Origin of the sequence: Cytobacillus sp. FSL R5-0569, assembly GCF_038007265.1 — a bacterium.
Lineage (GTDB): Bacteria > Bacillota > Bacilli > Bacillales > Cytobacillaceae > Cytobacillus > Cytobacillus kochii.
Genome location: NZ_JBBOWW010000001.1, coordinates 1629821 through 1645538, shown reverse-complemented (window position 1 = coordinate 1645538; position 15718 = coordinate 1629821). Strand labels below are relative to the sequence as shown.

At 34.7% G+C, this 15718-nt stretch carries 19 protein-coding genes and 1 tRNA gene; 9 read left to right on the top strand and 11 right to left on the bottom strand.

What is annotated here, in order from left to right; all coding sequences use genetic code 11:
* The first annotated feature begins 132 nt into the window (after positions 1–132).
* Positions 133–381: a helix-turn-helix domain-containing protein gene (locus tag MKX78_RS08525; protein WP_306469957.1), complete on the top strand. Its 249-nt coding sequence runs from the start codon at positions 133–135 to the stop codon at positions 379–381.
* 4 nt (positions 382–385) lie between these two features.
* Here the strand turns inward: MKX78_RS08525 and MKX78_RS08520 are convergent, their stop codons facing one another.
* The 7 genes from MKX78_RS08520 to MKX78_RS08490 all read right to left on the bottom strand — a co-directional run bounded on the left by MKX78_RS08520 (position 386) and on the right by MKX78_RS08490 (position 6923).
* A complete protein-coding gene (locus tag MKX78_RS08520; RefSeq protein ID WP_095369755.1) occupies positions 386–988 on the bottom strand; it encodes a response regulator transcription factor in 603 nt (200 codons plus the stop codon).
* Between the two features lie 5 nt (positions 989–993).
* Positions 994–2109 (bottom strand): sensor histidine kinase, encoded by a 1116-nt coding sequence (locus tag MKX78_RS08515; protein ID WP_095369756.1) that lies wholly within the window; start codon positions 2107–2109, stop codon positions 994–996.
* A 5-nt stretch (positions 2110–2114) separates the two neighbouring features.
* Positions 2115–2849 (bottom strand): ABC transporter permease, encoded by a 735-nt coding sequence (locus MKX78_RS08510; protein ID WP_341050492.1) that lies wholly within the window; start codon positions 2847–2849, stop codon positions 2115–2117.
* Entirely contained in the window at positions 2846–3745 is a 900-nt protein-coding gene (locus MKX78_RS08505) for an ABC transporter ATP-binding protein (protein WP_341050491.1), read from the bottom strand. Before MKX78_RS08505 ends, MKX78_RS08510 begins: the two co-directional genes overlap by 4 nt.
* A gap of 147 nt (positions 3746–3892) precedes the next feature.
* A complete protein-coding gene (locus MKX78_RS08500) occupies positions 3893–4612 on the bottom strand; it encodes an exonuclease domain-containing protein (protein WP_095369759.1) in 720 nt (239 codons plus the stop codon).
* Positions 4612–5592: a DUF294 nucleotidyltransferase-like domain-containing protein gene (locus tag MKX78_RS08495; protein WP_341050489.1), complete on the bottom strand. Its 981-nt coding sequence runs from the start codon at positions 5590–5592 to the stop codon at positions 4612–4614. Before MKX78_RS08495 ends, MKX78_RS08500 begins: the two co-directional genes overlap by 1 nt.
* Positions 5593–5645: 53 nt before the next feature.
* A complete protein-coding gene (locus tag MKX78_RS08490) occupies positions 5646–6923 on the bottom strand; it encodes an ammonium transporter (protein WP_322909183.1) in 1278 nt (425 codons plus the stop codon).
* 251 nt (positions 6924–7174) lie between these two features.
* On the opposite strand from MKX78_RS08490, the gene MKX78_RS08485 reads away from it, so the two are divergent.
* Positions 7175–7363: an alpha/beta-type small acid-soluble spore protein gene (locus MKX78_RS08485; RefSeq protein ID WP_095369762.1), complete on the top strand. Its 189-nt coding sequence runs from the start codon at positions 7175–7177 to the stop codon at positions 7361–7363.
* A 386-nt stretch (positions 7364–7749) separates the two neighbouring features.
* Here the strand turns inward: MKX78_RS08485 and MKX78_RS08480 are convergent, their stop codons facing one another.
* Positions 7750–8322, bottom strand: a complete 573-nt coding sequence (locus MKX78_RS08480; protein WP_095369763.1) for a hypothetical protein — start codon at positions 8320–8322, stop codon at positions 7750–7752.
* A gap of 145 nt (positions 8323–8467) precedes the next feature.
* Between MKX78_RS08480 and MKX78_RS08475 the strand changes: the two genes are divergently transcribed.
* Positions 8468–8620, top strand: a complete 153-nt coding sequence (locus MKX78_RS08475; protein ID WP_341050486.1) for a hypothetical protein — start codon at positions 8468–8470, stop codon at positions 8618–8620.
* A 322-nt stretch (positions 8621–8942) separates the two neighbouring features.
* On the opposite strand, the gene MKX78_RS08470 is transcribed toward MKX78_RS08475, so the two are convergent.
* A complete protein-coding gene (locus MKX78_RS08470) occupies positions 8943–9134 on the bottom strand; it encodes a hypothetical protein (RefSeq protein ID WP_095369764.1) in 192 nt (63 codons plus the stop codon).
* Between the two features lie 184 nt (positions 9135–9318).
* Between MKX78_RS08470 and MKX78_RS08465 the strand changes: the two genes are divergently transcribed.
* The gene (locus MKX78_RS08465; protein ID WP_095369765.1) at positions 9319–9642 is read left to right on the top strand and encodes a DUF378 domain-containing protein; all 324 of its coding nucleotides are present in this window, start codon (positions 9319–9321) and stop codon (positions 9640–9642) included.
* A gap of 744 nt (positions 9643–10386) precedes the next feature.
* Positions 10387–10899 (top strand): DUF3231 family protein, encoded by a 513-nt coding sequence (locus MKX78_RS08460; RefSeq protein WP_095373485.1) that lies wholly within the window; start codon positions 10387–10389, stop codon positions 10897–10899.
* A gap of 563 nt (positions 10900–11462) precedes the next feature.
* Here the strand turns inward: MKX78_RS08460 and MKX78_RS08455 are convergent.
* Both MKX78_RS08455 and MKX78_RS08450 read right to left on the bottom strand, forming a co-directional pair.
* A complete protein-coding gene (locus MKX78_RS08455) occupies positions 11463–12032 on the bottom strand; it encodes an Ltp family lipoprotein (RefSeq protein WP_341050485.1) in 570 nt (189 codons plus the stop codon).
* 704 nt (positions 12033–12736) lie between these two features.
* Positions 12737–12809: transfer RNA gene (locus MKX78_RS08450), tRNA-Val, on the bottom strand.
* 265 nt (positions 12810–13074) lie between these two features.
* Here MKX78_RS08450 and MKX78_RS08445 point away from each other — a divergent pair.
* From MKX78_RS08445 to MKX78_RS08430, 4 genes are all read left to right on the top strand, one after another.
* Positions 13075–13797: an alpha/beta hydrolase gene (locus MKX78_RS08445; RefSeq protein ID WP_095369767.1), complete on the top strand. Its 723-nt coding sequence runs from the start codon at positions 13075–13077 to the stop codon at positions 13795–13797.
* Positions 13798–13939: 142 nt separating this feature from the next.
* A complete protein-coding gene (locus tag MKX78_RS08440; protein WP_095369768.1) occupies positions 13940–14449 on the top strand; it encodes a YjcG family protein in 510 nt (169 codons plus the stop codon).
* An 8-nt stretch (positions 14450–14457) separates the two neighbouring features.
* Positions 14458–14880 carry a GNAT family N-acetyltransferase gene (locus MKX78_RS08435; RefSeq protein WP_095373486.1) on the top strand — a complete coding sequence of 141 codons (423 nt, stop codon included), beginning with the start codon at positions 14458–14460 and terminating at the stop codon, positions 14878–14880.
* Between the two features lie 160 nt (positions 14881–15040).
* On the top strand, positions 15041–15718 hold the full coding sequence (locus tag MKX78_RS08430; protein WP_095369769.1) for a DUF421 domain-containing protein: 678 nt from the start codon (positions 15041–15043) through the stop codon (positions 15716–15718).

Genomic DNA, 15718 nt, shown 5'->3' with positions numbered 1-15718 from the left:
AATGAGAAAACAACTCATTCACTAACAGGTAAAATGTTATTTGTCAACAATATACTTTGACAAACAACGTAAAAAAGTGCTAATTTTATAGAGAGCGTGATTTTAAATTTGCAATTATAGTAGGTGATGAATTTGAGTAAAAATATGAATAAAGATATGATTAAATTTATTAGAAAAAGTTATAATATGACACAACGAGACTTCGCTCGAATTGTGAGCTGCAGCTTCTCGCTCATCGCACTTGTTGAAGTGGGAAAAAGACGAGTCACATCGGATTTAGAAAATAAAGTCAAGGTAGCATTTGACTTAGATGATCAACAATTACAATCAATTTCTACATTAATAACTGAATTTAGTAAGGGCGTTCCACCTTTTATGTAAGCCACTATATCCAACCTTTCTCCTTTGCTTTAGTTATTGCTTCAATCCTATTCTTTGCCTCTAACTTATTAATGATTTCTGACATATAATTGCGCACCGTCCCAGCAGACAAAAAAAGGTGCGCCGAAACCTCCTTTGAAGTTAAACCCGACGCAATAAGCTTCAACACTTCCTTTTCCCTGGAAGTGAGTGGGTTATCTTGTCTCAATTGATTAAATACCAGTTCCGGAGAAAACATTCTCTGACCATTCATCACACGCCTAATGGCTTCAGCTAGTTCTTCACTCGGTCCATCTTTTAATAAGTATCCGTGAACTCCTGCTCCTATTGCCCTTTCAAAATAACCTGTTCTAGCAAACGTTGTTAAGATAATAACTTTACATAATGACTTTGCTTCAAATATTTCCTCTGCTAAATCTAATCCACCTTTTATAGGCATTTCAATATCTAATAAACATACATCTGGTGCCAATTGATGAATTAATTCTGTTGCTTCTTTTCCATTACTCGCTTGCGCTATGACTTCTATATCTTCCTCATAGTTTAATAATGTGCTTAACGCTCCTCTTAACATCTGCTGATCTTCAGCTATTAAAACTCTTATCATATCATTTAAGTACCTCCGAACTTTCTTTCTACAATTGGAATGAATACATTGACAGATAACCCTGTTTCATAATGGAAAAAGTTCAAGCTACCTTCAACTAACTCTAGACGTTCAGACATGCCTTTTAAACCATTCCCTAATTTCGTGTCTCGATTAAATCCTATTCCATTGTCTGAAATAGTTACCTCTATCCCTAAATTATTTTGCGATAATCCAATTACACAATGAGTCGCCCGAGAATGCTTAACGATATTTGTAATTCCTTCTTTTATACACATACTGATCATATTTTGCATCATTGATGTCATATTTTCACATCTATTCAGCCCTGTTACCTCCAGCGTAATATTGGCTGAATTTAATATCCCTTTGCAATCACTAATCGTTTCAGCAATTGTTAAAACTCGCATGTCTGCCACTAACTCTCTTACTTGTTTTAAGGCAATCCGTGAAGTCCGCTCGATTTCATTTACCTCTTTGGTGACAATTTGGGGATCAGCTTGATGCTTAGTCATTTTCGCTACTAGTTGAGATTTTAATGTTATATAAGATAGTGTATGACCGAGTGTATCATGTAAATCTCGAGCTATTCTCATTCTCTCTTCTCTTTTAATTAATACTTCAATCTGTTCGTTTGCTTCATTTAATTTTTCTTCTAACTCCATTTTCGTCGACATGGAGTGAATACCAAAAGGAGATATAATCATAACAACAACCATTACGAAGAGATAAGTGGATTCGCTCAACATTTCATATTGTAAAATAACAGGTAAAATCGAAGAGAATACAAATAAAATCATACTAATTGTAAACATCTTAGAATTACGCAGCCACCCGATGAAATTTGCACAATAGAACCCGAGCAATACTAATGAAGGTTGATAAAAATAGGTAAAAATAATAATAATGATAAATTGTAGTATTAACCAACCCATATAAGAGGACATTGGTGGATCAAAGAAAAGTTTCCTATAAGATAGAAAAAAAAGGAATAAAAGCATCCATCCAATCACTGCCTTTACCCCTGTTTCATTTATTAAAACAATAATCGGAAACATTAAATAGACCAAAAAAACATATGGGAGAAAACCATATTTGACAGGAAATAACTTATAACCCAAAAAGCTTACACCACCACTTCTTGCTTTCTTCTAATATAAATACTTAATACTACAAATAGAAGGAAATATCCTGCTAATACAGCAATATTCAGCAAAGAAGGGTTGCCACCTTCTGAAATCTCCCATACACCCGCTCCATAATGATAGGAAGGAATCGCTTTAGCAATTGACTTAAAAATTGATGGCAACACTTCAATTGGCATAAATAACCCCCCCATGAAAGCTAAGACCATATAAAAGAAATTACTGATTCCAGCAGCTGTCTCCACCTTGTTCATTGCACCAATAATTGTTCCAATAGCGAGAAAAGGTAAAGCGCCAATTAATATCCATAGCGCGCTTGTCAGCCATTGCCAAACGCTCAAATTAACCCCATTTATCACCGCACCAACAACAAAAATAATGGTTACAGAACAAATGTGAATCATCGTTTGCCCAACCATTTTTGCTGAGAAATAAACACTTGAACTAAGCGGGGTTGTTCTCATTAAAGTGGACCAACCATGAGCCTTTTCTTCTACTAATCGAATGCCCAACGTCAAAATACTCGTCCCCATCACACTAAAACAAGTAACGGACATTAAGAACCGACTGTTCCAACTGTCTCCCATTCCAGTATTAAATATATTTGTAAAAACAAAATAAAAAACGATAGGCATAAATAAAGACCAAAAAACAAAATAAGGATTTCTAAATATCCTTAATACCTCTACTTTTGTCTGCATCAACCATCCTCTCATTCACTGATCCCCCTTTCTACTGTTAATAATTCAAACGCATCTTCAAGTCTTGCCCGATGTAAATGAATGTCTCGCATAACGACCTTTTTTTCAAACAACTCCCCCAAAAGCGCATCAGTGGAAGAAGTTGTTAACACAATCCGTTGATCAGTTATTTTCGCACTTATGACATGAGAAAATGTTTGTAGCAAGCTGATATCAACCTGATCTGATTTAAACGAGATAGCTCCATCAGACAAATGACTTTTTAATTGTAAAGGTGAACCATCAGCAATCACCTTTCCTTGATTAAATAACATAATTCTCTTGGCAACATCATCAGCTTCTTGTAAGTAATGAGTGGTAAAAATAACCGTTTTACCTTCATCATTTAAATATTGTATCGCTTGCCAAAATTTTTTTCTTACTGTACTATCCATGCCAACAGTTGGCTCATCTAAAAAAACGATTTGTGGATTACTTATAATGGCTAATGCAAAATTCAACCTTCTTTTTTGACCACCCGAGAGTTTATGCGCCTTTTTCTTAAGCAGCTCTATAGGGATACCTGTAATTTCCAACACTTCTTCTAAACGTAAAGGGTTTTCATAATAACTACTAAACATGAGTAATACTTCTTTCACAGACAATGCATCAATGACACTGACCTCTTGGAGCATCACACCAATTCTTTCTTTCACCGCTCGCTCATGAGGTTTCTTATTTAAAATCAGTATATTTCCTGAGGTTGGTTTAACTAACCCTAATAACATCAGCAAGGTGGTTGATTTACCAGCCCCATTCTTCCCTAGTACAGCTAATAACTCCCCTTTTTCAACTTCAAAAGACACATCGTTAACTGCCCATAAATCCTTATACCTTTTAGTCAAATGTTTCGTAGCAATGATTGTTTCCATTAACACCATCTCCTTACTAAAATTATATGAGATGGCTTACTTGTCCGTTTAGTGTGTGATGTCACCCCCTTCACATGACAAATGTCACTACTTGAAATTCTTTTCATAAAAAAAACCACAGTTCAATCATCTGTGGCATTACTTCAATTAAGGTAATTTAGCTAACTTTTCATAAACATCTTGCATTGTAAAGCAGCCCTTTTCTTTGACTTTTTCAACATAACATACCCAAAGTTTAGCTGTTAACATGGCATCACCTAAAGCATGATGGCGATGTTTGACTTCAATCTGATTTTTTTCACATAATGTCTCTAGCCTAACAGAGTGTTCCACTGTATCAATGATACGATATAAAAAGGAGGTATCAAATACGCGATGTTTAAATGATGTTCGATAAAGCTGCCAAAACGCATGCTGAAAGAAGCGCTTTTCATGGTTTGAATGATGAGCAATGAAAGGTAAGCTCTCCGTATATTTCAAAAATTCCATTAACACATCTGCTAAAGGTGGCGCATTTTTTAACTCCTCTTCCTTCAATCCCGTTAAATGCTTTATTGATGAAGCTAAATCTTTTTCATATTGTATTAAAGAGTAAAAGTAATTGTCATGATCAATTCTTCCATTTAGGATTTTGACAGCTCCAATTGATAGTATCTGATCACCATTATCTGGACTAAACCCCGTTGTTTCTATATCGACAACTACAGCACTCATTTGATTTAATGACGTTTGTATCAATCGATCTTGATTTAAATCTTTTTGAAGCTGTCTCATGAAAGCCATTGATTTAGAGTCTTGCGTCTGGAGCCCACCGAACCTAGTTTGATTTAACTTTCGGACAAATTGAAAAAAGGGTTCAAAAGCCATTATTTCACTTCCTGCTCAATTACATCTTCTACATATTGATGAAGTCTTCTGCCATTTTTCAAAATCACCTTTATCTTACTTTTTTCTTCCCTATTCATGTTTCTCACATTTAAATAATGGCCATCTTCATAGGTTGACATAGGGGTAAGTAGTGAATGGCGTAATTTTAGTAACTGTTGGAAATCATGATGATACGGTAATAATGCGTGTTTATATGGCTTTTTACACATTAATCTTTCTAACCGTGACAATGTCGAGCTTTCAACTATTCCCTCCTTTATAGAAAGTAATCGAATGCCATTAACGAAAGGTAAGAATGCTGCGTACTTTATATTGATTTCCCCTTTATGTGATCCATGATTTTCCGTTAATATTTGCCCCAACGGCCCAATAGAGGTTTTTATATGCTGTATATTATCCAATAATCTCTTTAAGTTATAAGGATTTTTTTGAACTGCCTCATGCACACTTCTCTTTAAATGATTAATATATTCGCTTTCTCCCACTAACACTCTTGCATCAAAGAATATTTGCAGATGCCTCATTGTTGCCCAAGATTTTTCATCTACCCATGACTGTAGTTGCTCAAACCACTCAGGTTGTGACTTACACCAAAGGGGATTACTACTCATAATATTACCGTCACAGTATGGGTAACCAACAATATTGAGCCCCTCGGCTAATTCTTTGCCTAACTGATGAAAATATCTTTGCAAGGTGGCGTCTTTTTCTTCATAGATGATCCCATGATCTTGATCACTTATATAACCTTGTTCTTCTCTTCCACCGCTACCTGTTATAAACCAAGCAAACTCGCTCGGTGGTTTTTCCCCTAATCTTTTTACAGCATAATGAAACGTAGCTCTCATTACTTCATCATGAAAATTGTTTAATTGCACTTGATTAAACTTTTTCTTAGTTAATTCATAATCCCGCCAATCTCTAATCGCTTCATATGTCTCAAAATCATCCGTCGGCAAAAACAACACTTCCTTACAGAGGGTAAAAGCCTCCCACTATAGGAGGCTTCACCTTATGATGTTAATTTCGTTTGTTTCTCACTTGACATAAACTCTTCTGGATAACCATAGCTACCATGTTCACTCATGTCTAAGCCCATCACTTCTTCTTCTTCACTAACACGGAGACCATTCATCATTTTCTTCATTACGAAGAGAATGACAAATGAAGCAACAAAGGCAAAAAGTCCTGATGTTACAACTCCTAACGCTTGAACGCCTAATTGGCCAAATCCGCCACCATAGAATAATCCTGCTTGACCAGTTACCTGCTCTGCTAATTCTGGTGTTGCAAAGAATCCTGTAGATAAAGTACCCCATACTCCAGCTGCACCATGAACAGATAATGCGAAGATTGGATCATCAATTTTCATTTTATCAAAGAACTTTACACTAAAGAATACTAAAAGTCCGGCAACTAAACCTATAACAACAGCAGCCCAAGGTTCAACGAAAGCACACGATGCCGTAATGGCAACTAAACCTGCAAGTGCACCATTTAATGTTGTAACAATATCAGATTTACCAAGAACGATCCAAGAGATAGCTAATGCTGCAACCGCACCCATCGCTGCAGCTAAATTTGTGTTTAGTGCAACAAATCCGAAAAATGCACCATCAACTGATGTTGTACTACCTGCATTAAATCCAAACCATCCTACCCAAAGAATAAGCACAGCTAATGAAGTATAGACTTGGTTATGTCCTGCAATATTGTTACTAGAACCATCTTTATTGAACTTCCCGATACGAGGCTTTAATAAAATAGTTGCAGCTAAGGCAGCCATTGCACCTGTTAAATGGACAACTGTTGAGCCTGCGAAATCTTGCTTCTCATGTCCCGCTAACCAGCCTCCACCCCATATCCAATGTGCAACAACCGGATAAATAACAGCAGAGAATAAAATAGTAAAAACAACATAGACTGGGAACTTTGCTCTTTCAGCAAAACCACCTAAGGCGATACAAACAGCAATAGCAGCAAAGGCACTTTGGAATACAAAGAAAACCGTATCAGATAAACCTGAATCTCCACTTTCAGCTCCTGAATAGAAGAAGTCCGTCATGCCAACAAAGAAATTCGCGTTTCCTCCAAATATAAATCCATAACCTACAGCCCAGAAAACAAGGAAAGTTAATCCCACTGTAAAAATAGTTTTCCCGGTAATATGACCTGCATTTTTCATTCGTGTAGATCCTGCTTCAAGTAATATAAATCCACCAATCATAAAAATAACTAAAATTGCAGCAATCATTGTCCACACACTGTTCAGATAAAATATTTCATCCATATCTTTTCTCCCCCATTTCCTGCGTCATATAACTTAACTAATAGATGTTAGATTATATGACATCTATTAAGTTATTCTTATTTTATCGCAAAATTCTCATAAGTCAATGCTCAATTTTATATTTTTTAGAAAATTTACTCATCTTTTTACCTGTTAGTTTTTACCCATATGAATGATAGCCCTTACATTAGGAAACCTTATAAAAGAGCAATGTTTCACTTGCTCAAAATGACGAAGGAGTGATTTGTTCAATGAGCAGAAATAAATTAGTCGTTCCCGAATCAGGTCAAGTATTAAATCAAATGAAAGAAGAAATCGCTCAAGAATTTGGTGTACAACTTGGCGCAGAAACCACTGCACGTGCTAACGGATCAGTCGGAGGGGAAATGACTAAACGACTGGTTGCTTTAGGTGAACAACAGCTCCGTAATCAAAAATAACCATTAAGTAAAAAGCAATGCCCTAGGGAGGCAAAGAAAAGGTCTCCCACGGATCTTAAAGCGAGGAAGTGAATCGATTTAACGTTCACTCCCTCGCTATTTTTAATTTGTTTGTATGTACTCACCATTACCATGCAAATGATAAATGAAAAAATTAATAATTATATACTTCTCGTTCGGCTTCTTTACGGCATTCCACTTCTCATGCACACTCCTTATTTGTTCCGCTTTTTTTATATTTCCTTGTTAAACGATATTAAGTGAGAGGTATATCAAAGCTAAAAAGATCTTTATCGTAAAAGCCATGACGATAAAGACCTTTCTAATGTCAATTACCTAGAGGGGAGCCATAATTAGCACTCCAACTGCATTAGAACATCTCTTTTTCAATTATTGGCAAACGCATTTTCTTTTAACCTAAGAAAAAATATAGTGAACCAATATGAAGTAAAACATATCCCTAGGTCAATCAAAAATATATAGAACTGATTCATACTTCCATAAAAGCTTACGAAGCCTACCTTCTCTTCAATCGTTGCAAAACCAAATGCAATAATAGCACTCACAATAATTGTATATAAATAAAAGTTTCTTTGTCTATTTGTACAATATTGATAAACAAATAAAAAAACAACCGGAAGTAAAGAGGTCGTCATATTTGTTGCACTAGGTAATGAAGGAATGAGAAAATAATTATGAATAAACAAACCTTTCCGCAATAACATTGTATCGATAAAGGTCCATAACATATTCACTGTATATCCGTAGAAAAACACCTCAAATATCCGCTTTCGATCAATAAAAAAATAGACGAACACTAAAGGAGCAATAAAGAGAAAGAGTACCATCCAAAATTGCCAATGTGTATAGTCAGAATATGACTTCCAATAATCAGATAGCAATTGTTGAAATTGTTTACTATCTATATGTAATGCTGTTAGATATTCCTCCTTACTCATAACTTTACCTCCTTCACAATTAACCTCTTTCTCAATATGTTTCAAGAGATAGTTTTTTATTCACCTTTCATCGCTTTATCGACATACATAATTTACAAATAAAAGCTAAAAATACCTAATAATAACGGAAGGAGTGGCAAATAAGATGATGAAAATAATCAATGCAAAGTTAAAAACCTTGCTCGGTTTCTTTATTGGCAGTCTGGTGGTATCTATTATTTTTAATATTATTCAAATCAGCTTAATTTCTGAGGTCAAAGGAAAGTTAAGTACGGTTATGGATGAGCAATCAAATTAAAAGTACAATAGGTGAGTCCTCATAAAGCTAGAAGACTCACCAAAAAGCTATTCATGATTATTCCTTTAACTTCTTTTTATAATCGAGTGCTCTCTACTGTCGATATTAACCTCGAACTATTTGCCAAAGTTGTCTTTATTCCTTTAATAAATACAGTAATTCTAAGTAAAATGCACTTCTGTATTTGTTTTGTCTCTCCCAATACTTATAATTAAGTTCAACTATGCTATTTAACTTTCTGACACACCCCAAGGATTTGTAAATATTTTTACTAATACTAATGAAAAAAGAGGCTGCCCTTGTGGGACACCCTCTAATTATTTTAATGGAAACCTTGGTCGTCTTGATTTCGTATTTGTTGTAAATAATTCTCCGTATAAATACGTTGTGAATCTGGGACATTTTTTTCATTCTCTTCAGGATCAAATTTTGTTAAACCTTTCTTCTTCGCTACCCAGTCAATCACGAGTCCAAATCCTAGAAGGGAAAGAATCAAAATAAGAAACCACCACATTCTTTTATCACCTCTTTATTAGGATATCCTAAAAAAGAACAATTGTTATAATTATTTTTTGATTATTCTAATAATACCATAATTAGTAAAAAATATCAAATAGACACAAATGTCTTCGTGCATAAAAAAATCCTGTTATCAAAAAATATAGATGTAATAAAAATTAGAATAAGGAGATCATACAATGAAAACATTACAACGCATCGCTTTAGCGCTTGTTATTATTGGCGCGATTAACTGGGGACTTATTGGATTATTCCAATTTGATTTAGTTGCAACGATTTTCGGAGGCCAAGATGCCATTCTCTCTCGCATTGTCTATACATTAGTCGGAATTAGCGGCCTCATTTGCCTATCTCTTCTCTTTGCACCAATGACAGAAGAAGAAGACAGAGACGTCGATAATCGTGTTATTGATGGAAGACAAGTGAGTTACTCTACAGAATTCGCTGAGGAAAATGATTTATCTGATATAAAAGAAGAAGATAGAGAAAATCGAGATCAATAAATAAAAAAGTCCGGACATATATGTTCGGGCTGTATTTATGGCGTTAACTTCTATCCTACTGGTACTACAAAAAGTAGTATCCTTAAACAAACTGTGAATAAAAACTCTCTCCCCTAATCTATTTACCACGAAGCCTTGTTTAGCGAGGCTTCCTTTATTATGTTTTTAAGTTTCTCCAATAGACCTACCTACATTCATAATTCGTCTTTATGTTTTTGGCTTAGTTCGTACCTCCATCTTCCAAAAAATCAGAATAACTTTTCTCAACACAACATGGCACCTACTACTTAATCTGAATTTCACCACACTTAAAATCCTGAACCGAGGAATTCTGCAAAGAAGGTGAGCTAGGCAAAATAGGGAATCTTTAACTTCAAATTTACCTTATCATAATTTATTTACCCACTTTTTCTTAATATAACGAAATTATCACACTAATACATATTTTGTAATGTATTTCGATTGTGTGGAATTCCTCCACAATTTAAGCTTTTGTTGACACCTATTTTGAAAGGAGAATATTTTTTATGGAACATTTTTTATCATTTATATCGTGAGCTTTGTTACTTATATTCTTATATCCAATTAAGCAGAGCTTAAAGAAACGCCTCGTTTTAAAATCGGGCCTTTATTAACTATTTTCACTCATGAATAATTTATATATTGCATACACAAACTATCTATCGTGGCCAATCCTTACATAAGGAGAAAATCATGAAACTTAATAAGATAGGGAGTGTAATTATGGGAATTTTAAGCGGAAATCCAAAAGATGAACCACTACATTATGGTGAAGTTTATGGACTATTCACTAACCTTTTTACAAACAATGGAACGATATCTGGTTATGAGACACTTATGAACCATGCTGGCGATGATGACTTAAAAAAGCTAATAGAAGAAGCTATTAAAGGGTTACGTGCTGAGAACCAACAATTAGAAGAGCTTTTAAAAAGTAACGGAATCGGGTTACCACCTGCACCACCTGCCCGCCCTAATGCAGATTTAAATGATATTCCTGTTGGTGCAAGATCCACTGACCCAGAGATCAGTGCTGCAATCTCTGCTGATACTGCAGCTGGATTAGTTGCATGTAGTCAAGCAATTGGTCAATCAATCAGAGAAGATGTCGCAATGATGTATGGTCAGTTCCATATGAATAAAGCTCAGTTTGGTGCCAAAATGTTAAAGTTAAATAAGGAAAAAGGTTGGTTAATCCCGCCTCCTTTGCACATGAGTAAAGGAACAGAATCTTAATTTATAGGCGCCTCGAAATGAGGTGCTTTTTTTACTAATTTACACCCCACTCACTTTTCGCATTTTCTTCGCAGTAAGACTTGTTTACACTCGCTATTTAACGTGGCTGATTTACCTCATTTCACTTCCTTTAAGAGTCTATAGGGGTCTTTTCTCATATCCCAGGATTAACATGACATTTTCATATGAAAATTTGCAAGAAAATGATTTTATCAAGTAATATTTTAAATACTTGTTACGGGAATTCCTGAAAATAGAACTGTAAAATGCAGTTATCCCCCCCTTCAGAACTTGGTTACGAGTTATTCAAGAGTTCTGAACTAATGAAAACATAGCAGTGAATGATATGGGAAAACCACTTGAATTTATTATAGAAAATATTGGTGAAATGGAAGCTGACATTAAAGGAATAATGAAAAGTATGTAAGCTTCACCGCACCAGTTTCAATTACCTGTTCAACCAATTGATCTAACCAAGTAGTTTCAAAATATATTACAACATATGACAACAACGAAAGGTAAATATTCAGATAAAAAAAGAGAAGCTTTCGCTTCCCTGGTTCTTATAATCCTATTTGATCAACTGCATAAGTTGCATGTTCCTGGCTAAACCCTTCATAAACTAACTGGTCAATCAACCCACTTCTAGAGAATGAAGTAAAGTCAAGATAGTTCTTACCTGCCTGAACAGCCTGTTCTTTCCAGTCAACTTCAATGTGATCTACCGCATATGTTGCTTCTTCATTACTGTAACCTTCATATTCTAACTGTTCAATTAAACCAGTTCTAGAAAAGGCTGTATAGTCTAGGTAATTCACAGCAGTTTGAATTGCGTTATGTTGTGAAAGAGATAGTTCAGGTTCTTTTTCTTCCTTCACTTCTTCTTTAGGTTCTTCCTTTGGTTCTTCTTTTTCTTCAGTAGTTTCTTCAGCCATTTCTTCTGCATCTTCTTCTTTTACTTTTTCAGTTTCTTTATCTGTCTCTTCAGTTGCTACCTCTTCAGTGCTTGCAGGTTCAGCCTTTTCAGTAGGTTGTGTAGTTTCATCATCCCCACCTGAAAAGATAGCACCAATAATACCTAGTACAAAAATTGCAATAAATCCCATGCAACCAATCTTAAAAAACTTCTTCATATTCAGTTTTCTCCTTTAAATACTAAAATTGTAAACTTACTAGTATAATAGTACCGCAACATTTTCAGTATTTCAATAGTCTACTTAAGTAATACAAAGTTGGTAAATGGTGGTTTCAGTTGAAAAATTTATTGCGTATAATTTCAACTCGCAGACCTCTAGGACATTGTACCCTACCCCACAATCTAAAAAGCTTTATCCTTATGTTTTAGCCTTCTATAATAGTTCAACATTTGTTTAATTTGACTATCAGTAAAGGCATCAATCTTTATATCTTCTGTGCCTTTCTTTATTTTTTGCAGGATTATCAGTAATGACTTCACATTCAATCATATAATATAAGAAAGCACGGACACGTTGTAATTTGGAGTTTATAGTAGTTGCATTGTTATCTTGTTTTAGAAAAGGATAAACTGTTTGACTGTGTTTACTGTTATATCTTCAACATTTAAAACATTGCGATCTAAACAAAAGTCCTCAAATTGTTTAATCATAATACGGTAACTTTCTAGATTTTTAGGAGTTACATTTTAAAAAAAGCCTATCATCAAGAAAATCCTGAACAGCAAACTTTAAAAGCATAAAAAAAGACCACCTCACAAAATATGCGAAGTGGTCTTTCAGGATTGTAGCATTTCCAGCTACGACCATAATACATTATACAGTTTACTAACAGCGTTAAACTCTTGATACAACTCAATTAATGATTCCGACTGGGTTCGAACCAGCGACCTCTACCCTGTCAAGGTAGCGCTCTCCCAGCTGAGCTACGGAATCGTTTATGTATATATTTAAGACATTTATAAATATACTATTTTAGCGTATATCTGTCAATTGATTTCACTGGTATTTGCTTAATTTCATGAAGTTTTATAATTATAGAGCTCTTTACATATAATAGAAGTGGAAAATAAACATACATACTTAATTGAGTGAATCTTTCTTCATTAAGGAAATGAAGACTTACTATATGAAGTTTCATACACTGTGTGATAATATAACCCCATATAGGATTATTATTTTAACAAAGGAGTTCTACTTTATGAATACAGCAAAAGGGACAATCACGGACTTTACTTTTAAAAGTGAGGTACTAGGGGAAGATTTAGAAATACTTGTATACTTACCGGGCAATTATTCACCGCTATATAAATATAATATTTTAATTGCTCAAGATGGCAAAGATTATTTTCAATTAGGACGAATCGGCAGAACAGCGGATGAGTTGCTTGATGCAAAAGAAATGGAAAATACAATTATCATTGGTATTCCTTATAAAAATGTACAAGACCGCCGTCGTAAATATCATCCAGATGGTGAACAAAATGCTGCTTATATCAGATTCTTGGCTCACGAGCTTGTACCTTACCTTGACGAAAAATATCCAACGTACCAAATGGGAATGGGACGAGCATTGATCGGCGACTCCTTAGGGGCGACTGTATCTCTTTTAACTGCTCTACAATACCCTAATACTTTTGGGACAGTCATTTTACAATCGCCATTAGCGAATGAAAAAGTAATGGAAGAAGTCAAATCCTTTAAAGATACACATCTGTTAAATATATATCATGTGATTGGTACGGGTGAGACAACAGTCAAAACAACTGACGGTAAGGAAGAAGATTTCCTTACACCCAATCGGGAACTTTCACAATTAATAAAGGATAAAGGCTTCCCTTATTTTTATGATGAATTTGATGGCGATCATACATGGACATATTGGCAACCAGATTTAAAACGTGCTCTCAAGCAAATGCTTTAATGAAACAGCAGTTTGGCTACTTCTTAGTCAAACTGTCTTTTTCTTCTATATACATTCGTTAGTATATGATGATTTTTGAAAATTTGTTATAATAGTAAAATAAGACAAGTTCTTTAAAATATTTTATTTTGGAGGTAGAACTATGAAATATGGAATCGTTATTTTTCCGTCAAAAAAAATTCAAGACTTGGCGAACTCTTATCGGAAAAGATATGACCCTCACTACGCATTGATTCCTCCACATGTAACATTAAAATCATTTGAAGCTACAGAAGAAGAAGTAAAACAAACAACTGATGCTTTGAATGCAATTGCAAAAGTTCAACAACCTTTTCACATGAACGTTAAAAAGGTGAGTTCATTTCAACCTGTTAATAACGTTATTTACTTAAAGATTAACCCAACAGATGAACTCGAACGACTACATGAAAAAATCAATGAACAAACAGTTGGAGAAAAATCAGAATATGCTTTTGTCCCTCATATTACAATTGGACAAAAACTTTCCGATGATGAACATTCTGATGTTTATGGTTCACTGAAAATGCTTGATGTAGAACACGAAGAAACGGTTGATCGATTCCACTTATTATATCAATTAGAAAACGGATCTTGGAGTGTACATGAAACATTCCGCCTCGGAAAGGGTTAATGAACAACATGAACGTTAAAATAGTAGAAAACGAACAAGAGCTACAGGAAGCTTATCAAGTAAGAAAAGAAGTATTTGTAGAGGAACAAAAAGTTCCATTAGAAGAAGAAATCGATCAATTTGAAGACGAAGCTACACACTTTGTACTTTATAAAGATAATGAACCTAGTGGTGCTGGGCGTTTCAGAATTGTAGATGGCTATGGTAAAGTAGAACGCATTTGTGTAAAAGAAAATGCAAGAAAAACAGGAGCCGGCAAAGAAATAATGCATGCGATCGAATCTTTTGCTATAGAAAAAGGTGTACCTGCTTTAAAACTTCACGCACAAACACATGCGATTCCCTTTTATGAACGAATAGGGTACGAAGTCATCTCTGAAGAATTTCTTGATGCAGGAATACCTCACCGAACAATGAAGAAACAAATTTAAATGCAAAAAAAGAGGTGCATTCCGCATCTCTTTTTTGTCTTCATTAACAATGTAGAAGCTAGAATTTAATAAAAATCCGATCGTCTTTTTAATCATAAAAAATGGGGAAGAGCACACAATAACAAGGTCACAGTAAATTTGTTTAAGAGGTGTGTTTCCCATGCATGAATATATACATATTACTTTCGTTCTCGTTGTTGGATTTATTGCCCTTTTCATTATGACCAAGATTCTTGGAAAGTCGCAAATATCCCAAATCACTCCTTTTGACTTTATTTCTGCCATCGTATTAGGAGAACTAGTAGGAAATGCACTTTATGATGAGAATACAGGGATAAGTCAAATGCTTTTCTCTGTTCTTCTTTGGACCATTTTGATTCTTACTACAGAAAAAATCACACAGAAGTTCAGAAGAACAAGAAAATTATTAGAAGGCGGTCCTTCCATTGTGATTCGTAAAGGAAAAATTGAATATGGGCAATTGAAAAAGAATCATTTGGACCTCAACCAGCTGCAAGAATTACTGAGGGCAAAAGATATTTTCTCTTTAAGACAATGCGAATATGCATTCTTAGAGACAAATGGTACAATTACCGCCTTGAAAAAGCCTGAATATACAACGCCAACCATTGAGGACTTGCAATTAAAATATCCGAAGATTAAGGTGCCAATTAATATCATTTTAGATGGTGAGATTGTTCATGAAAACCTAAACATTCTCGGTTGGGATGTCAAATTTCTAGATGAAAAATTAAAAAAGAAAGGTTATGAGAATGTGAAGGAAATTCTATATGCTGACTGGGAAAAAGAAGACGGGTTACATATCCAGACCTATTGA